Source organism: Kineococcus rubinsiae (assembly GCF_011839805.1).
GTDB lineage: Bacteria > Actinomycetota > Actinomycetes > Actinomycetales > Kineococcaceae > Kineococcus > Kineococcus rubinsiae.
In genome coordinates, this window is the sequence record NZ_VWPY01000038.1 from 1 (window position 1) to 17726 (window position 17726).

Consider the following 17726-nt stretch of genomic DNA (forward strand, 5'->3'; position numbering starts at 1 on the left):
CCGAAGCGCATCGGACCGGTCAACGACCTCATGGGCTTCACCATCGCCGGCCCGGCGCACTACTACGCCTCCGGTCATCCTGGTGCCGGCAGCAACCTGCCCGACCCGGTCGGGCTGATCGAGTCCCGCGACGCAGGGCGCACCTGGACGCAACTCTCGCGCCAGGGACTCTCGGACTTCCACGCCCTCGCCGCGTCTTCCCGCGCCGTCCTCGGTTACGACGGCACGTTGCGCACCAGCAGCGACGGCGCCACCTGGACGAGCTTGAGCGCACCGGTGCAACCGTTCGCGCTGACCTCCTCACCCGACGGCGCGGTGCTGCTGGCGACCAGTCAAGACGGCCCGGTCCGCTCCAGCGACGCCGGCCAGACGTGGTCGGCGATCCCCGCTGCACCTCTGCTATTGCTGGTGGCCTGGGCAGGCGGCACGCAAGACACCGCTGTCGGCGTCACCCCCGATGGGCAGGTCCTCATCAGCACTGACGCCGGACTGACCTGGGACGAGCGTGGCCGCGTCGAGGGAGCTCCTCAGGCGTTGAGCGCCAGCAGCGCCGACACCGGTGATGTGCACGTTCAGGTCGTCACCGACACCACCGTGGTGACCTCCACCGACGGAGGCCGTACCTTCGCCGCCTTGCCAGCGTCAGTGCGGTGAGTGCCACAGGATGTGGTCGGCCACCCTGGGCGCCGCAACGACCGCTCGAGCGCGGCAACCAGGCTTCAGGGGTAGCTGTGACCAAGGTCGCTGTCTGGTTCCGCACTGCTCTGACATGTCAGCCGGTGTACTCCCAGTGCCAAGGTTCGAAGGGCCCGTTCTGCCGCTCGGCCCAAGCGGGGTGCAGCCAGCCGTACAGTGCGGCATTGCGTTTCAGCCAGGTGAACTGCGCCGAGCCGGCGCTCTCCACCCCGCAGCCGAGGTCAACGGCGATGCCGAGGCCGTGGCGGCTGGTACCGGCGATAGCGGCGAGGGCGGGTTTGCTCTGTTTCACGTCGATCTGCGCGGCCAGCGTCCGGTAGGAGTCGGTGACGCAAATCGGCGAGCTGAACTCCTGCGCGGAGGCCTGACTGAGCCGGTTGAACGCGGCGGTGGCATCGGAGCGGAGCACGTGGTTCGAGGCCCCCCACAGGGGACACAGGGCGCTGCGGGGGATCAGCCCGTTGGGGTAACCGGCGGTGCTGCTTCCCCGGCAGCTTCCGGTGACCGGGGACGTCCACACCGGTGAGGGGACGTCTGCGATCCGCGGGTGCGCGGCAGTCGTGGCCCGATCCGCGGCCGTCTCCTGGGCGGCGCGCTTCGTCGCGTCTGCGAGGGCGGCGCCAGCGGAGGCGCGGGCGTTCGCGAGGGACCGCGCCCGCGCGGCGTCACCGGCAGCCGTCACCGCAGTGCTCCTCTGAAGGTTCGTGAGCGAGGCCACTCGCTCCTTCTGCTCAGTGACCAGCGCGTCTGACCGCCGCTTCAAAGCGGTGGCCTCCTGTTTCGGACTTGAACCTTCGCCCCAGCTTCGGCGGTGCTCACGACGGCGTCGGCCTGCACCTGCTGAATGTACGCGAAATCGGTGACGGCGCTGCTGCGGTGGGCACCGATGCGATCGGCGGAGACAAGGGCCTGCGCGGCGTCAGCCGTTCCGCCATGTTGCAGGAAGCCGATGAGCCCGCCGTACTGCTGCACGACCGAGCCGCCGCGGTAGGTCCACGACACCCAGCGCCCCAGCTCCTTCTTGCCTCGGTCGAGGTCAGTGTCCGCTTCATTCAGGCGCGTCTGCTCTCGGACCTCTTGTCGTTGCGCGGCTTGACGGGCCTCCACCGCTTGCTGGTAGGCCTCCAGTGCACTGTTGGCCTGCTCGGCCACCGCGTCGAGGCGCGCTTGCCCCACCTTCAGCTGTGTTTGAGAGGCGGCTGCGGCCGCGGCCGAGGCCTCGACCGCTCGCTGGGCCGCTTGAACCTCCCCGGAGGTCGGGAGCTCAGCCGTGATGGGAGGGACCAACTGGCCACTCTCGGACCCCTTCGCCGTCATGACCGTCGCCCCCACCGTTGCGGCGCTGGCGCTGACCGCGCTCAGAGCCAAGCACCCGACGCCCAGTGTCGAGCCCGCAAGCAGGAGCAAGCGGCGGCGGAAGGTCATGTCAGCTCACGTCCAGTGCGGTCAGGGCTGATCTGCCCGGCGGTGCTGCATCATCCTTCCTGTCTTCGGCCGCACCGGTGAAGCACTGTAGGTAGCGCTGAGGTCGGCAGGCGCACCCGTTCACAACGCTGCCGTCGCCGATCCCGACCATGAAAGGCTGGCTGCAGGCACACGTCCGTGCCACCACGGGCGGCCACCGAGGGAGCAGGACGCAGGACGATCTCACGGGGAACCAGCTCAGCTGCGACCTGCGTTAAAGGTCAGCTGGGGGCGGCTGTGGCGGGAGGGTGGGCCTCAACGCAGCGACGGTTGAGGAGATGGCCGGAGATGATCAGCCGGAGCTGCGACCGGGGAGGCCTTGAAGCGACGCAGCCGGAGACTGTTGGAGACGACGAAGATCGAGGAGGCCGCCATGGCTGCGCCCGCCAGCAGGGGGTTGAGCAGGCCGGCGATGGCGAGAGGCAACGCTGCCACGTTGTAGGCGAACGCCCAGAACAAGTTGACCTTGATCGTGGACAGTGTCGATCGGGCCAGGCGCAGCGCGTCGACGGCAGCCATCAGGTCACCTCGCATCACGGTCAAGTCGCTGGCTTCGATCGCGACGTCCGTGCCGGTGCCCATGGCGATACCAAGATCGGCGGCGGCCAGTGCGGCGGCGTCGTTGACCCCATCACCGACCATCGCAACGACTCGACCTTGGTCTTGCAGGGCCCGCACGGCGTCGACCTTCCCTTCCGGCAACACCTCGGCGATGACCTCGTCGATCCCCACTGCCGCCGCGACCGCGTGCGCTGCGCGGGAGTTGTCGCCGGTCAGAAGAACGGCTCGCAGCCCGAGACGGCGCAGCTGCGCGACAGCTGCCGCACTGGTCGGCTTGAGGGTGTCGGCTACGACCAGCACCCCCCGTGCACGACCGTCCCAGCCGACGGCGATGGCCGTGCGTCCGGCCTGTTCGGCTGCGCTCAGGGCCGCCAGCAGATCGCGGTCCAGGCCCTGGGCCCACTGCTCCGTCAGCCAGGACGCGCGCCCGGCTGCGACAGCGTGTCCTTCGACGACACCACTGACACCCCAGCCACTGCTGGCGGCGAAGGACGTGACGGGCGGCAGTTGCTCCTCGCCGTCCCAGGTGCGCAACCAGTCGGTGGCAGCTGCCGCAATCGCCGTCGCGATCGGGTGTTCCGAAGCGTGTTCCACGGCGCCGGCCAGCCGGAGCAGTTGGCCCTCGTCGACTCCTGCTGCGGGGTGGATCTCGAGCAAGGACATGCGTCCGGTGGTGACGGTTCCTGTCTTGTCGAGCACCACGGTGTCGATGCGGCGTGTCGACTCCAGGACTTCCGGCCCCTTGATCAGCAACCCCAGCTGGGCGCCGCGGCCGGTGCCGACCAGCAGTGCCGTCGGAGTGGCCAGCCCCAGCGCGCACGGGCATGCGATGATCAAGACCGCGACGGCGGCGGTGAAGGCCGCCTCCGCGGAGTGCCCAGCCAGCAGCCAGCCTGTCAGCGTCACGATGGCCAAGACCAAGACGATGGGGACGAACACCCCTGAGACGCGGTCGGCTAGGCGTTGTACCGCAGCCTTGCCCGATTGTGCGTCTTCCACCAGTCGGGCCACCTGAGCCAGCTGAGTGTCCTTCCCGACCCGGCTGGCCCTGACCAGCAGTCGGCCGCCCGCGTTGATCGTCGACCCGGTCACGGCGTCACCGACGCCGACCTCCACCGGCACGGACTCCCCGGTCAGCAGACTCGCGTCAACAGCTCCCGAGCCGTCGATGACCACGCCGTCAGTGGCGACCTTCTCACCAGGACGGGTGACGAAGATGTCGTCGACGGCGAGGTCCTCGATCCGGATGCGATGTTCCATCCCTTCGCGGACGACGGTGACGTCCTTGACGCCCAGCTGCAGCAACGCCCGTAGCGCCGCACCACTGCGGCGCTTGGCTCGCGCCTCCATGTAGCGACCAGTGAGGATGAACACCGTGACCGCTGCAGCGACTTCGAGGTAGATCTCCTGACCCCCTCGCCCAGGCAGCACAGAGAAGTGCATCCGCATGCCAGGCATGCCTGCCTGGCCGAAGAACAAGGCGTACAGCGACCAGGTGAAGGCGGCGAGGACGCCAACGCTGATGAGGGTGTCCATGCTGGCTGCGCCGTGGCGAGCGTTGACCCACGCCGCCCGGTGGAACGGCCACGCACCCCACACCGCTACCGGAGCCGCCAGCGTCAGCGACAGCCACTGCCAGTTGGTGAATTGCAGCGCCGGGACCATCGCCAAGGCCACGACGGGCACCGTCAGAGCGGTCGCGATGGACAGCCGTGTGCGAAGCGTCGCGGTCTTTACGGACGCGCCGTCGCTGTCAAGGTCCTGCAGACTTCGACTGTCGCTGTCCTGCTCCATCACGCCCGTACTGGTTTCCTGACGCGGTGTCTTGCGTACAGGGGCAGGAGGCAGGTCGGCCGTGTACCCCGTGGCTCGTACCACGGCGATGGCGGCCGCGGCGTCTGTTCCCGCCGGGAGCCGAACATGCGCCTTCTCCGTGGCGTAGTTGACGGACGCCTGCACGCCTGGCATGCGGTTCAGCTTCTTCTCGATGCGTGCTGCGCAGGAGGCACACGTCATGCCACCGATCATCAGCTCGACCGACGAGTGGCTGCCGGGCAAGACGTGAGGTGAGTCACCGGTGCTGGCTTCGGTCATGGTCAGGCTCTCTGAGAGTCAGGTGCGCCCAGCACGGTGTCGATGTGCGAGAGCCACCAGTCGCCGGAGGACGGTGCCGCTCGGGAGCAGCAGGCTTCAGTGCGGGCTGATCAGGCGCTGCGTCCGATCAGTTGGTAGCCGGCTTCGTCCACGGCGGCAGCGACGTCGGCGTCTGGCACGGCAGACGTCGAAGTGATCACGGCGGTGGACGTTCCACCGGCGACGAGATCGATGTGGACGTCGCTCACACTGCTGAGAGCGCGCAGCTCGTCCGTGACCGCGCCGACGCAGTGCCCGCACGTCATGCCGGCGATGTCATACGCCTGCGTCACCGGCTTCGTTGAGCCCTGCGGTACCACGATGACATCTTCCGACGAGGCGGACGAAGCGGGCTCGCTCGTGGCAGCGCTCGGAGCGCAGCAGGCACAGCCGGAGTTGCTCGCAACGGTGGCGTCAGTAGGGGCGGCAGTGATCTTCAGGTCTTCGGTCATGAGGTCGACGTTCCTTTCGCGGTATGAGTGGGCGCGAGACGCTGCGGTCCTCAGGCCCGCATGGAGGAGTCGGGACCCTGCGCTGGTCGCATTGCACGTGGGCGGTCTACGGGACGGGCGTCCTCGTCGTCACTTTTTGGACAATGATGGTGACGCTTCTCGGGGGAACCGGTGAGCAGTCGAACTCTGACCGTGGGCTCACATCAGGAGCGAACGAGGCGGGCGATGGCTGCGGAGGCCTCTGCCACCTTCTCGTCCGCCACCTCACCACCCTGGCGTGCCGCGTCGGCAACGCAGTGAGCGAGGTGATCGCCCAACAGTGACAGGGCGACCGCCTGGAGAGCTCTGGTGGCCGCCGCTACCTGCGTCAGCACATCGATGCAGTACGTCTCCTCTTCCACCATCCGTTGCAGTCCACGAACCTGCCCTTCGATCCGGCGCAGACGCTTCAGCACGTCGTCCTTGTTGGTGCCGTACCCGATCACCGCCGTCTCCTTCACCCTCACGACCTTTCTACGGCAACTCACCCGGCGTCAGCAAGTACCCGGGGGTGGTACCTCCCGCCCAACCGGCCTGACGGTGGCAGCATTCCTCAAGATCGCACTCTCCTGCGGGCCGTCGCGCGCTGCGGAGGACACCTCTAGCAGCTCACCTTCCACCACTTCTTCTCGCAGGACGAGGAGGGGGGTGGGCGCGTAAGGACGGGGCAGAAGGACGTGATGCGTCCTGAGCGAGCTCAACTGCGCGAGTGATCCGCGATGAGGGCGGCGACCACGCTCGGCTGAGGAGTGGAGGGCTGGGTGCTGCGATCTTCCTCCTCGCCGTCGCCGTCGCCGTCGCCGTCGGTCCGTTCGCGGGCAAAGGCGACTTTGGCGCGGAAGGGGGATGTGCCGGCCCTGTCAGTGCGGGGGGCTGCGCTGTGGCCATTCACCGCGCGGCGCACATACCCCCGCCGGGTTACCCTGTGGGCATGCAGGGCACCGATCGGCAGGCCTGGACCTGTGGGGTCTTGTCGCGCTGCGCCTTGGTGGGGCCCTCGTCGGGAGGTTCTGTCGGTCGCATCTGCTGTCTGGCCCGATAGGGGCGCGGTGCTCAGAGCGGTGCGGACGCTGTGGCGATGGTGGTGGGGATGCCTGCATCAGGTGTCGCGCGCACATCTGCGGCTCCGCGGCCGACCGCGAGCACGGCGAGCTTGTCCTCCACCGTGCTCACCGCCCCGCGGTGATCAGGGGCTTGGATTCTTCGAGGACGCAGCTAGCGGCCACAGATCGTCGAGTGACGGTGTGCCCTACGTGGCTGCCGGCGTCGTGCCGCTGCTGTGGGTGGCGCACTGCGGCGTCGTCACGACGTCGCCGGGGGCGTCTACCCACTCACGAAGACCTCAGGCCCTACGGTGAGTGAGGCGATCTGACACTGGTTGCAGCCGATTGTGGTGGCAGAGGATTGGAGAGGGGGTGGTGACGATGCTCGGCAGCTCCCAGCCCGCGCTTGTGCGGGGTGGCGCTGCCTTCTCGTCCAGGGCCTCCTCGACAGTCGTCTTCTTGGCCGTCCTCCTCGGCGTCCTGGCCATGGCTTTCGGCGGCGCCGCCCACCGGGTGGCTGACACCTCAGGTCTGCCAGGTCACCTCTCTGCGCAGGTCTACAGCGCTGCGAACGTAGAGCCCCGCGGGTCCTCGGAGTCCTCAGCTTCGGCACACCACCACATCCGCGAAGACGCGGGACCCCGCGAGAACCAGCTCGTGCGGGTGTTGAGGCGGTCTGTGCGCAGCCGAGGCGGGCAGAAGGTGAACCTCGGGGCGTCGTGGCTCATCAGCTGGCTGACGTTGCGCCACCTCCGCGGCTCGCCGTCGCTATCTCACGGGCAGCGGCGCACGGCGTGGCTGAGGCGCCGCCACATCGTCTTGTGCATCCATCGGGTGTGATCGCGGGCTACGACGCGGACTGACCCAGTCCCCGTAGCGCACCGGAGCAATGCCGCACCGGTGCTTCTTGACGTCCTGTCAAGCCGCTCGTCCGATCATGAGTTCCTGCCGCCTCCGCCGGCTCCCCGCTGTGCGCGATCTTCCGCCGGGTATCGGCGCTCATCCTCGCGCCGGGGCCGGCACAGAGACAGCTGTGCAGCCACGCGCTGCGCTGACCAGGCTGTCCACCACGCGGCGGCGGGCTCGATGACGGAATCCACTCATCTCCCCGCTAGGAGCCAGCACATGCCGGACTTCCCGAACAACGCGCCTCCCGCCTCGGCCCGCGTGGACGACCCCGCGAAGCGCGTCGCCCAGTTGGCCCGGACGACGCCACACCAATCCCCCCCACGAGCCGGCGCCGGGTCGGTGAGCAGCCCCTCACGCGCGCTGAACCACGTGAACCCGTCCGGGGCCCCCGCCACCAGCACGGCGCGCGACGCAGATCCGGCCGCCGACACCGCGGCCCACGCCGCAATCTCGGAGGGAGCCACCGGCACCGACGCTGGGGACGGGCCCCCCGTCAGTGCTGAGGCCAGCGGCAACGGAGTACTCACACGCGTCCCGTCTGAAGCCCGTTCGAGGCGAGCGTCACGAGGGGGTGACCACCTCGACACGCCGTCCGCTGACGGTGCGCTGACGAGGTGCACCAGTGACAGCATGCTTGGGCGTCCAACGGGAAGTGATGACCGGCTGCTCGCTGGTCGCGATGATCACCTGCCTGAGGAGCTCTGGTACGGGCGGGGTCTGCGTGCACGTCTGATGACGTCGACCGACGCGCGCGCCACCGCCGAGCTGCAATTGCGTTACCTGTCTGAGGGCTTCTTTCCCCGGCTCGGCCTGGCGTTCGTCACGCGCTGGCACCGCGCATTCGTCCAGCAGCCTCACGGGTGGGCGGCGGTCGTGGTCGATGCCGACGAGCGCATCGTCTCCTACGCCTTGGTGGCCACCCGCCAGCGCGACTTCGTCGAGGGCGTCATCCGATCCCAAGGTCTGTCGATGGCCGCCAGCGCAACCCTTGCCCTGGCCGGCCGGCCCCGGCTCCTCCTTCACTTCCTTCGCACCCGCACTCTGCGGTACGTGCGCCGCATCATCACCACAGCCACCAGACGGATCACCGGAGCGCAGGCAGCTGTGGCTACCACGGACACTTCAAGCCAGGTCGTCGAGGCGGTCGTGCACGCTGTGGTGACCGTCGAATCAGCGCGCGGTCTCGGCTGTGCCGCGACCCTGCTCGACGCGGCTGAGCGCAGTGCCAGGGAAGACGGCGCGACGGTCATCGCGCTCGTCACCGACGACCTCCCCCCGCAGGAGGCCGCCGTGCGCTGCACCTCGGGGCCTCGCAGAGGGGCGGCCGGCCTGTACGAACACCTCGGATGGAAACGCACTGCAGAACGTGTTCGCGACGGGCGTCGCATCTTGGAGTACCGACGTAGGCTCGGCCCACTGCCGGACCAGGCGGGTGCTGACGGTGGGTCGCCGCCCTCGCACATCGGGCCCGTGGTGGGTAGCCCGACCTCCCGGGCTGAGGACGACGGCCCTCGAGGTGAAACCGCGACGGGACGCAGGTGAGCGGTCCTCCACTCACCTGCACCCCACCGCATGCATTCGGCAAGCATCACGAGACACAAGGATCACGCACGCATGACAGCTTCCGATGACAGTAGGCGGCTCGAAGCAACGGGCGCCGGTGCCGAGACGGGCCAAGCCCAGCATCTGCGGGCACTGAGCGCTGGTGCGCCAGTCGGGGACCGGTCACCGTCTCGGCGCGGGCTGCTCGTAGGGACGTTGATGGTGCTGAGCTCGGTGACCGCGGCGTGCACCCGCGGCGGTGAGTCATCAGCTACCGGGTCCTCTGCTGACGCTGCCTCGACGGCTACGTCTTCGCCAACGCTGGCGCCGTCACCGACACCGACCCCGGAAGTGCGGTTGCCAACGGTCGCGGAGTACGTCGTGATGGAAGGGGAGGTCGAGCCGGCCTGCAAGCAGGCCGCTGTCGACTACCTGCAGACCGCCCTGTCAGCCGATCCGGGCATTAAGGGGGGTGAAGCGTCTGCGCCGGACCTGGCGGCGCGTCTGGCGGCGCGAGGGATGGACGCTCGTCCTGCCGGAACCCTACAAGCGATGCTGCCCCGAGGCGAGGCCTCGGCTCTGGAAGTGGTGTATCCGCAGTACGGTGGCCTGACGGCTTCGTTGACCGACGCCAGCGTCATGCTCGTGGCGAACCAGTACCGTGTCGCCGTCGGGCGCCGCGACGTCGAGACTCTCTCCTCCACCTTCGATGTCCGCTTGCAACGCCAAGCGAAGGCATGGGCGGTCACGGAGGTGATACCAGTTTCCAGCCCGGCAGCGGTCGCGGGGACGCCCTCGCCGGCGGCGATGAGCGTCCTCGCTCACCCGGGAATTCTGCTGCCGGGCGCTGCCCGTGCAGATCTGCTGTCGGGAGCGATCGATGACCGGGTCAGCGAAGCACTCCTGGCGCTGGCCCAACGGTGGAAGCTGCACGTCCAGGTCATCAGAAGTGGCCATCCGATCAACGTCTTCGCCACCGACCGCGTCTCCAACCACACACGGGGCCGCGCGGTGGACATCTGGTCCATCGATGACGTGCCCGTCATTGATCACTCCACCAGCGCCTGGAGGTCAGTCATGCAGGCCGCCTTGCAGGTCTCCAGAGAGGTCGGCGGGCCGCAGAAGATCGGTGCCGGATCCTTCACCGATCACGTCCACCAGGACCACGTGCACGTCGGATTCGACTGACCATCGAGGTTGAGGACATGAGGCCGCGTGACGGCCGGCAAGAGCAACCCACCGTCCCGCGGCCTCACTCTCCACACTCGCCAAGTACTTCCGACAACCATGACGAGGTCAACGATGTGCCCACAGTCTGAGCATCTCGAAGCGGACGCGACGCACGCCGAGAAGCCATCGCGTCGGCGTGTGCTGGGAACGGGCGCGGTGGCTCTGGTCGGTGCCGGGACGGGACTGTGGATCGCCGATCGAAGCCGCGACCCGCAACCAAGGAGTCTCACCGGCGCCATCGCGACGCGCGAGGCGGCGCGGTCACGGAGCGGTCGCGTCGTTCACCGGCAGCTGCGAGCCAGTCCCCGAACCATCGACCTGGGGGGGCAGCTGGTCTCCACGTGGGCTTTCGCCGACCAGGTTCCCGGTAGTGAGATCCGCGTCAACGTCGGCGATGAATTGCGCGTGAACCTTCTCAACGACTTGCCTCGGCCCACCAGTGTGCACTGGCACGGGCTTGCTCTGCGCAACGACATGGACGGCGTTCCCTCGGTCACCATGGCACCCGTCGCCGCCGGCGACTCGTTCGCCTACTCCTTCGTCGTTCCAGATGCGGGCACCTACTGGTTCCACCCCCACGTCGGCGTGCAGCTCGACACCGGCCTGTACGCGCCACTCATTGTCGAGGATCCCGACGAGGACGCGCCGTACGAGGCGGACGTCACCCTGGTCCTCGACGACTGGACGGATGGGCTCGGCGATGCGCCGGACGACATCCTGGCGCGATCGCGTGCCGACGGGATGAGCTTGACGAGCAGCACGATGGGCTCCGAGAGCCCGCCCGGCATGGAAGGCATGGCTGGCATGGACGCCTCCGGAGCGACTACCACGGGAAGCACGTCCGGGGTGGTGAACGCAGCGCAACCGCTGGGCTCTGACACCGGTGACGTCTCTTACCCTGCGCACCTCATCAACGGGCGCCTGCCCAGTGATCCCTTCGTCGTCTCCAGCCGCGTCGGTCAACGGCTGCGCGTGCGGTTGATCAACGCCGGCGCAGATACGGCGTACCGCGTCGCGATCGGGGGGCATCGCCTGACGGTCACGCACAGCGATGGGTTTCCTGTTGAGCCGGTGACGGTCGATGCGGTGATGCTCGGCATGGGGGAGCGCTACGACCTGCTCGTGGAGGCCGGTGACGGCGTGTTCCCGATCGTCGCGGTCGCCGAAGGCAAGGACGACCCCTCCGCGGTGGCGCTGCTGCGGACCGCCTCCGGAAGCACACCCCCACCGCAGGTGCGACCCGCGGAGCTCACCGGGAGACTTCTCAGCTACGCCGACCTCCAGCCCACGCAGGCGGTCATGCTACGCACCGACACCCCGGATCGGCAGATGCAGGTGCGCCTGCAGATGGTCGACGGTGGGCGAGCGTGGACGCTGAATGGACGGGCGTATCCGGACTACGCCGCACTGCCCGTGTCGCAGGGGGAGCGCGTGCGATTGACTCTGATCAACGAGACGATGATGTTCCATCCCATGCACCTGCACGGGCACACCTTCGCCCTCAGTGCCGTCAACGGGGCGGCTGCCAGGGGCCCGCGCAAAGACACCGTCAACGTGCTGCCCATGCAGTCTGTCTCGATCGACCTGGACGCAGACAACCCCGGTCAGTGGCTGTTGCATTGCCACAACGCCTACCACGGCGAGCAGGGCATGATGACGGTCATGTCGTATGAGGTGTGAGGTGTGTCGACCGCACAAGCGGGACGGGAGCGGCTCATCTGAGCAAGACCACGGTCGTCCTCCTTGACCTTCGCCTGAGGTGTAGCGGCGGTGCCCCCGTCCCTTCAGGTCTCCCGCGACTCCAACGACCACGACGGATTCAGCCCCTGGCGATTGCAGGGGGTTCGCTGTCGGGGGCACAGCCGTGGCCAGGTGCGAACGGGGCCGTGCTGGTCGGCACGGGGACCGTGAGAAGTGATCACATAGGGGGCTGCTGAGTGGCACTCGAGGTCGCTGCTGCGCTGACGGAATCGCCCCCCCTCGCGTCGGTGGCAGCGATCGCGGTGACTGGCCGTGGACAGCGGCGTTGCCGACCACCCGTCGCCGCTACCAGCGTGGCAGCACGTCGGGGACGGTCACCTCATGCGCACGTGCTCGCCCACGCCTCGAGTGCTCGACGACCACACGATTCGCTGATGAGCGCGACGCCCACTCGTGGGCGGGGCGTGATCGGCAGTGGCCGCCGCACCGGCTCTCGAGCCGCTCCGACGGTCGGGGGCTGAATCAGGCGTTGGTCAGGTGCGTTGCTCATCCTGTTGGGATGCCGTGCGCCGACCCAGCACCAGGACGGTCAGCGACACGGCAAGAGCCAACAGACTCACCCAAGTGTTGACCCGCAGGCCGAAGATCGTGTTGGCGAAGTCGCTGCGCAAGGCCTCGATCCACAGCCGTCCCAGTGCGTAACCTGCTACGTACGTCGCGAAGAGGTGACCGCGTGACAACTGCCGACGACGATCGATCAGCAGCAGGGTGGCTGCCAAGCCCACGTTCCACAAAGATTCGTACAGGAAGGTCGGATGGAAGTACCCCAAGACCACGGTCTCACCGTCGGTGGTGGTGACGGCCCGCCCGTCAGCCCACTCGTACACCTTCAGTTTCCAGGGGAGCGTGGTGGGACTGCCGTACAACTCGTTGTTGAACCAGTTACCCCACCGGCCGAAAGCCTGTGCGAGGGCGACGCCCGGCGCGGCCGTATCGGCGTAAGCACTCAAAGGAATACCGGCCCGACGGCACGCCCACCATGCCGCGAGGGCACCACCCATCAGACCTCCCGGAATTCCCAGGCCCCCGTCCCAGATCTTCACCGCGTCCCACGGGTCGCGCCCAGGAGCGAAGTAGAGCTCCGGGTCGGTGAGGACGTGGTAGACGCGTGCCCCCACGATGCCACCGACCACGGCGATCACGCTGATGTCGACGACCTGCGTCGAAGCACCACCACGGGCACTCCAGCGACGCTTGACCAGCGCGATGGCGACCAAGATGCCCAGCAGGATGCACAGGGCGTAGGCCCGCACCGGCAGAGGGCCTAGGGCCCAAACTCCGCGGGTGGGGCTGGGTAGATAGCTCATGTCCATGGTCACACGCTCTCGTGAGGAAACTACCGGGATCGCCGCAGGCGGTGGTCAGGTTGTGCGTCGCCGATGCTTGCGGGGAACTAGGTGGGCCGGAGCGCCGAACGCCGCAGCGAGTAGACCGTATGCGGCAGCCAAGAGGCCAACGCCTACTAAGCCCTCTTCGATGCGGTCACCGAAGCGGGTGGCGATGGTCTGCTCGTCCCGCAGCGGTAGGTCGCTCTGCAGGACCTTCTGGGTGAACAACGCCGAGGTAGCCACGGACGTGCCGTCGGGGAGGATGAGCGCGCTGACACCGACGGTGGAGATGTGCGCGACGGCCCGCCCGTACTCCACTGCCCGCAGACGCGACATCGCGAGCTGTTGAACACTCTCATCGCTGCGACCAAAGGTGGCGTTGTTGGTCTGTACCACCAGCAGGTTCGCGCCGGCGCGGACGGAGTCACGGGTCAGATCGTCGAAGGCCACCTCGAAGCAGATGAGGTCACCGATGCGGGCGTTACCCATGACCAGTGGCTGGGTTCCGGTGCCGGCGACGAAGTCGCGGCGGACCAAGTCGACCTTGTCGCTGAGGCGGCGGAAGAAGCTGCGGTAGGGCACGTACTCTCCGAAGGGAACGGGGCGCTGCTTGATGTAGCGCTGGACAACGCCGCGCCCGGGCACCCAGACCAGCCCGGCGTTGCTGAGCCGGTCGGTGGGCTCCTGCAAGACGGCTCCCACCAGCAAGGGGACGCTCACGGCGGAGGCCGCCGCGTCGATGGTGGCCGCTGCAGCGTCATCGCGCAGGGGATCGACATCGCTGGCGTTCTCCGGCCACAGCACTAGGTCCGGTTGCTCACGCTGCCCGGCCGCCACCGCAGCGGCCAAGTCCTGGGTGGCCGCAGCATGGTTGTCGAGCACCGCTCGCCGCTCGGCGTTGAAGTCCAGACCGGGGCGAGGAACGTTGCCCTGTACCGCGGCAACGTTCACGACGTCGGCTCCTGCACTGGGACGGGGTATGAATTCTCCGGCGCCCAGGGTGACGGTGACCAGGATCAGGCTGACCAGCAAGCCTCGTGCGGTCCGGGACGGCTTACTGCTCACCGCTGCTGCACCGCCGATGGGCGCAATGGGGCTCCTGTGCGAAGTGGCTGCACCGACTGCGACGAGGCGAGCCCGGCGTCGCCGGCGCAGAACAGGATTGAGTTCGCTGATGGACGCGGCGATCGCCGCGCCCGCTAGGGCGACGGCGAAGGAGACCAGCGGCGCCCCGCCGATCGAGGCCAGACCCACCAGGGGCGACTCGCTCTGGGAGAAGGCCAGGCGTCCCCAGGGGAAGCCACCGAAGGGCGCACGGGAACGTACTGCCTCCTGCAGCACCCACAGTCCGGCCACGGCGAGCGATCGCAACACCGCGCCACCGGCTCGAGCGATGGGGCGATCAGCGACGGCGATGAGCGCCGCCAGAGCGGCGATGAAGCCAGCTTCCAGGACCGACAGCGCCAACCAGGGCACTGCCCCGACGTAGGTTCCCGACCACGCCAGGTGCGGCACGAAGAAGCCGAGGCCGAAGCAGAGGCCCAGCGCCGCTGCGCCCCGTGCACGCCGCCCGCGGAGGATCAGGAAGAAGGCGGCCAGAGCCAAGGGGGCCATAGCCCACCAGCCACGCGAGGGGAATGCCGTGTCCAGCAACATCCCCGCCCCCGCAGCCGCGATCGCACGCCCCGTGGGCGCGAGCAAGCGCTGCGGCCAGCTCCTCCTAGATGGGAGACTTCGCACATGGACCTTGACGGCGGGCGGTGTAGGAGCGGAGCGCTTGCCCGGGGACAGGAACTCGATCGTGCCCTCTCCTCGCTGCGGCCACGTCGCTCTCCGTGGCTCGTCTGGACGGGGGTCTGGACGCCATGAGGTCCTCGGCACGAATCGTCTCCGTCCTGGGGGAGTGCCTGGTGACAGCGGGGGCACTGGTTCTCCTGTTCGTCGTGTGGCAGGTGTGGTGGACTGACGTGACGGCGCGGGCGCAGAGTGATCGGGCGAGCGAGCGGCTCGAGCAACGCTGGAAGGACCCCGCGGTTACCGAGAGCCCCTTGCCCGCGGTTCCTAGCGGTCCACGCTCGGCTACCGAGGGGAAGCCCGCCGGGATGCAGGCGCCCCCTGTCGTTGCGTCGCCGCCGGAAGTGGGTGCCGCCTTCGCGCTGGTGCGCATTCCCGCGTTCGGTAGCGACTACGTGCAGCCGCTGCTGGAAGGCACCGACACCCAGACGCTGAAATCTGGGGTAGGTCACTACGTCGGGACAGCATTGCCCGGAGCGGTGGGCAATCTTGCGATCGCTGGGCACCGCGTCACCTACGGCCGACCCTTCTTCCGCATCGACGAACTGCGCGTAGATGACGTGGTGCAGGTCGAGACTGAGCAGGCGCTGTTGACCTACACCGTTCGCTCCAGTCTCGTGGTCACCCCCGACCGGATCGATGTGATCGCACCAGTGCCCGAGCGCCCGGGCGCACAGCCGCAGGAGCGTCTGCTGACCTTGACGGCCTGTCACCCGCGGTACTCGGCGCGCCAGCGCTACATCGTCCAGGCTGTGCTCACGTCGTGGAAGGCGAAGGCCGAGGTGACCAGAATAGAGGAGGCGGACACGGCGCCCTCTGCCGGCCTGGGCTCTGAGGACTGACAAGACGACAACGGGGTCACCCATAGCGGGACTTTCGGCGCAGACCCCCGACGCCGCGAGGCGTATCGCGCATGATGGCAGGCCACTGATTCTGGGCACGTTTCGATAGCCAGATGCATGGGTGGTGGACCTGGCAAGGGTGGCCGGCGTGGTCAGAGCACCTGTGAGGTTGACGTCGCTACCGTCGGCGGGCAGGGGCACCCCGGCCGTTGCCAGACCGCCGGCTGCCCTAGCAGGCGGCTGCTGTGTCGTCTCGCGGGTCACCGCGGCGTCTGCTGGGGGAGCGGAGAGGGCAGAAGGGCGAGCTCTGCGGTTGGCGCAACGGTTGGTATCGCGGCGCAGACCCGGTCCACCTCGTCAGCTAGGGCGCTGTCGCTTCCCCGCGAGAGCCCGGCGACCTCCACCCGGCAGTGCTCGCTGGTCCCCACGGCACCGGTGATGCGGGCCCAGACCCGGCGACGGGGAATGAACAGCGACAACGCCAATCCCGCAGCCGCCAGCAAGGCGAAGATCAGCGCAGCCCGCTGACCCGGTGTGGAGCGCACGTCGAGAGAGGCGAAGCGCTTCACCGATTCCATCGTCACCGTGCCCGCGCCGTCAGGCAGAACGGCCGTCTCGCCGGGACGCAGCTGCAACACGTACGGGCGCCCCTGGCCATCATCGACCTGACGCAACCGCGTGGTGTCGAGCTCGTAGACACTCTGCGGAACACCGGAGCCCAGCCCCAGGTCACCGGTGTACACGGACATCACGAGGACGGGATTGCCGAGATCGGGGAAGCCGGACACCGGGCGCCCAGACGGGTCGAGCGTAGCGCTGGGCAGGAACACCCCCTGCAGCCCCAGCTGCTCAGGGGTTCCGTCAGCGCGGACAGCATCCGGCACCTTGACGACGCCGGTGGAGTCGTAGTTGGACGTCTGAGGCAGGAAGGGAACCGGGCCCTCCTGCACGAGCTGACCTGAGCCGTCGCGCAGCGCGATGACCGGGGCGTAGCCGTTGCCTGACAGCGAGACTTGCGTGGCTCCGACCTTGGCTGGATGGTTGACCTCGATTCGCTCCTTCTTCTCGTTCCCGGCAGCATCGGCAGTCAGGAGCACGTCCGCCGCGAAGCGCCGGGGCTGGCCCATCTGAGACCGCTGCTGTGTTTCGAAGGAGACGTCCATGCGCTGAAGCATCAAGGCGAAGGGTGGCAGGTCGGCGATGTCCGCCCACGCACCAGAAGTGAAGCTGTCGAATCCGGGTGCTGAACCGGTGAACGACTGCCCCTCCACAAGGAGCTTCTGACCGGAGTAGGAGTACAACGAGCCTGCGGCCAGAGCGAGGAGAAGACCGACCAACGAGAGGTGGAAGACCAGGTTGCCGCTCTCACGGAGGTGACCTCGTTCTGCGGCCAGCGTCAGCACCGGAGTGCTGCTGCTGGCGCGACCCCCACCGGTCGAGCTTGAGGAATCACCTGGGGTGCTCAAGATGACCCGGAAGCGGTGCCGCCGCAGGTGGGTGTGCACAACGGCGGCGACCGCGTCCGCAGCGCCCGCGGCGAAGAACTCGCGATGCTCTGGCAACCGGGACAGGTTGCGCGGTGTGCTCGGGGGAGCCGAGCGCAACGCTATCCAGTGCCGGCGCACGCGGGGCAGAACGCACCCGATGAGGGAGATGAAGAGCAGGAGGTACACCGCGGAGAACCACACGGACGAGTACACGTGAAAGACCTGGAAGCGCTGCAGCCACGGGGCGGCCGTCCCATGCACGGCAATGTACTGCGCGACTCGCGAGGGGTCGACGTTCACTTGGGGGAAGAGCGAGCCGGGCACGGCCGCCACAGCCAGCAGCATGAGCAGGAGCAACGCAGTGCGCATGCTGGTCAGTGACCGCCAGCAGAAGCCGAGCAGCTCCAGAGTCTTCAGAGGAGCTGCCCTTGCCCTGGGGCGGCGA

13 protein-coding genes are annotated in these 17726 nt (G+C 68.2%); 5 read left to right on the plus strand and 8 right to left on the minus strand.

Features of this window, described 5'->3' with window-relative positions; genetic code table 11:
- A partial coding sequence (locus tag F1544_RS16370; protein WP_167587164.1) for a F510_1955 family glycosylhydrolase occupies positions 1 to 654 on the plus strand: 654 nt, incomplete at its 5' end.
- 118 nt (positions 655 to 772) lie between these two features.
- Here F1544_RS16370 and F1544_RS16375 read toward each other — a convergent pair.
- From F1544_RS16375 to F1544_RS16395, 5 genes are all read right to left on the minus strand, one after another.
- Complete coding sequence (locus F1544_RS16375; RefSeq protein ID WP_167587165.1) at positions 773 to 1378, minus strand: M15 family metallopeptidase; 606 nt, start codon at positions 1376 to 1378, stop codon at positions 773 to 775.
- Positions 1379 to 1455: 77 nt separating this feature from the next.
- Entirely contained in the window at positions 1456 to 2121 is a 666-nt protein-coding gene (locus F1544_RS16380) for a hypothetical protein (RefSeq protein ID WP_167587168.1), read from the minus strand.
- 294 nt (positions 2122 to 2415) lie between these two features.
- A complete protein-coding gene (locus F1544_RS16385; RefSeq protein ID WP_208972032.1) occupies positions 2416 to 4815 on the minus strand; it encodes a heavy metal translocating P-type ATPase in 2400 nt (799 codons plus the stop codon).
- Between the two features lie 110 nt (positions 4816 to 4925).
- Positions 4926 to 5306 carry a heavy-metal-associated domain-containing protein gene (locus F1544_RS24725; RefSeq protein ID WP_167587170.1) on the minus strand — a complete coding sequence of 127 codons (381 nt, stop codon included), beginning with the start codon at positions 5304 to 5306 and terminating at the stop codon, positions 4926 to 4928.
- 203 nt (positions 5307 to 5509) lie between these two features.
- Complete coding sequence (locus F1544_RS16395; RefSeq protein ID WP_167587210.1) at positions 5510 to 5791, minus strand: metal-sensitive transcriptional regulator; 282 nt, start codon at positions 5789 to 5791, stop codon at positions 5510 to 5512.
- Between the two features lie 2238 nt (positions 5792 to 8029).
- Between F1544_RS16395 and F1544_RS16400 the strand changes: the two genes are divergently transcribed.
- The 3 genes from F1544_RS16400 to F1544_RS16410 all read left to right on the plus strand — a co-directional run bounded on the left by F1544_RS16400 (position 8030) and on the right by F1544_RS16410 (position 11749).
- On the plus strand, positions 8030 to 8839 hold the full coding sequence (locus F1544_RS16400) for a GNAT family N-acetyltransferase (RefSeq protein ID WP_167587172.1): 810 nt from the start codon (positions 8030 to 8032) through the stop codon (positions 8837 to 8839).
- A 381-nt stretch (positions 8840 to 9220) separates the two neighbouring features.
- Positions 9221 to 10027 carry a hypothetical protein gene (locus F1544_RS16405; RefSeq protein ID WP_167587174.1) on the plus strand — a complete coding sequence of 269 codons (807 nt, stop codon included), beginning with the start codon at positions 9221 to 9223 and terminating at the stop codon, positions 10025 to 10027.
- A gap of 180 nt (positions 10028 to 10207) precedes the next feature.
- On the plus strand, positions 10208 to 11749 hold the full coding sequence (locus F1544_RS16410) for a multicopper oxidase family protein (protein ID WP_208972033.1): 1542 nt from the start codon (positions 10208 to 10210) through the stop codon (positions 11747 to 11749).
- Between the two features lie 554 nt (positions 11750 to 12303).
- Here the strand turns inward: F1544_RS16410 and lgt are convergent.
- Both lgt and lnt read right to left on the minus strand, forming a co-directional pair.
- Positions 12304 to 13143, minus strand: a complete 840-nt coding sequence (lgt, locus tag F1544_RS16415) for a prolipoprotein diacylglyceryl transferase (RefSeq protein WP_167587177.1) — start codon at positions 13141 to 13143, stop codon at positions 12304 to 12306.
- A gap of 48 nt (positions 13144 to 13191) precedes the next feature.
- A complete protein-coding gene (gene lnt, locus F1544_RS16420) occupies positions 13192 to 14814 on the minus strand; it encodes an apolipoprotein N-acyltransferase (RefSeq protein WP_167587179.1) in 1623 nt (540 codons plus the stop codon).
- Between the two features lie 209 nt (positions 14815 to 15023).
- Here lnt and F1544_RS16425 point away from each other — a divergent pair, with 209 nt between their 5' ends.
- Entirely contained in the window at positions 15024 to 15794 is a 771-nt protein-coding gene (locus F1544_RS16425; RefSeq protein WP_167587212.1) for a class E sortase, read from the plus strand.
- Between the two features lie 260 nt (positions 15795 to 16054).
- Here F1544_RS16425 and resB read toward each other — a convergent pair whose 3' ends face one another.
- The gene (resB, locus tag F1544_RS16430) at positions 16055 to 17650 is read right to left on the minus strand and encodes a cytochrome c biogenesis protein ResB (protein ID WP_167587181.1); all 1596 of its coding nucleotides are present in this window, start codon (positions 17648 to 17650) and stop codon (positions 16055 to 16057) included.
- Positions 17651 to 17726 lie beyond the last annotated feature (76 nt).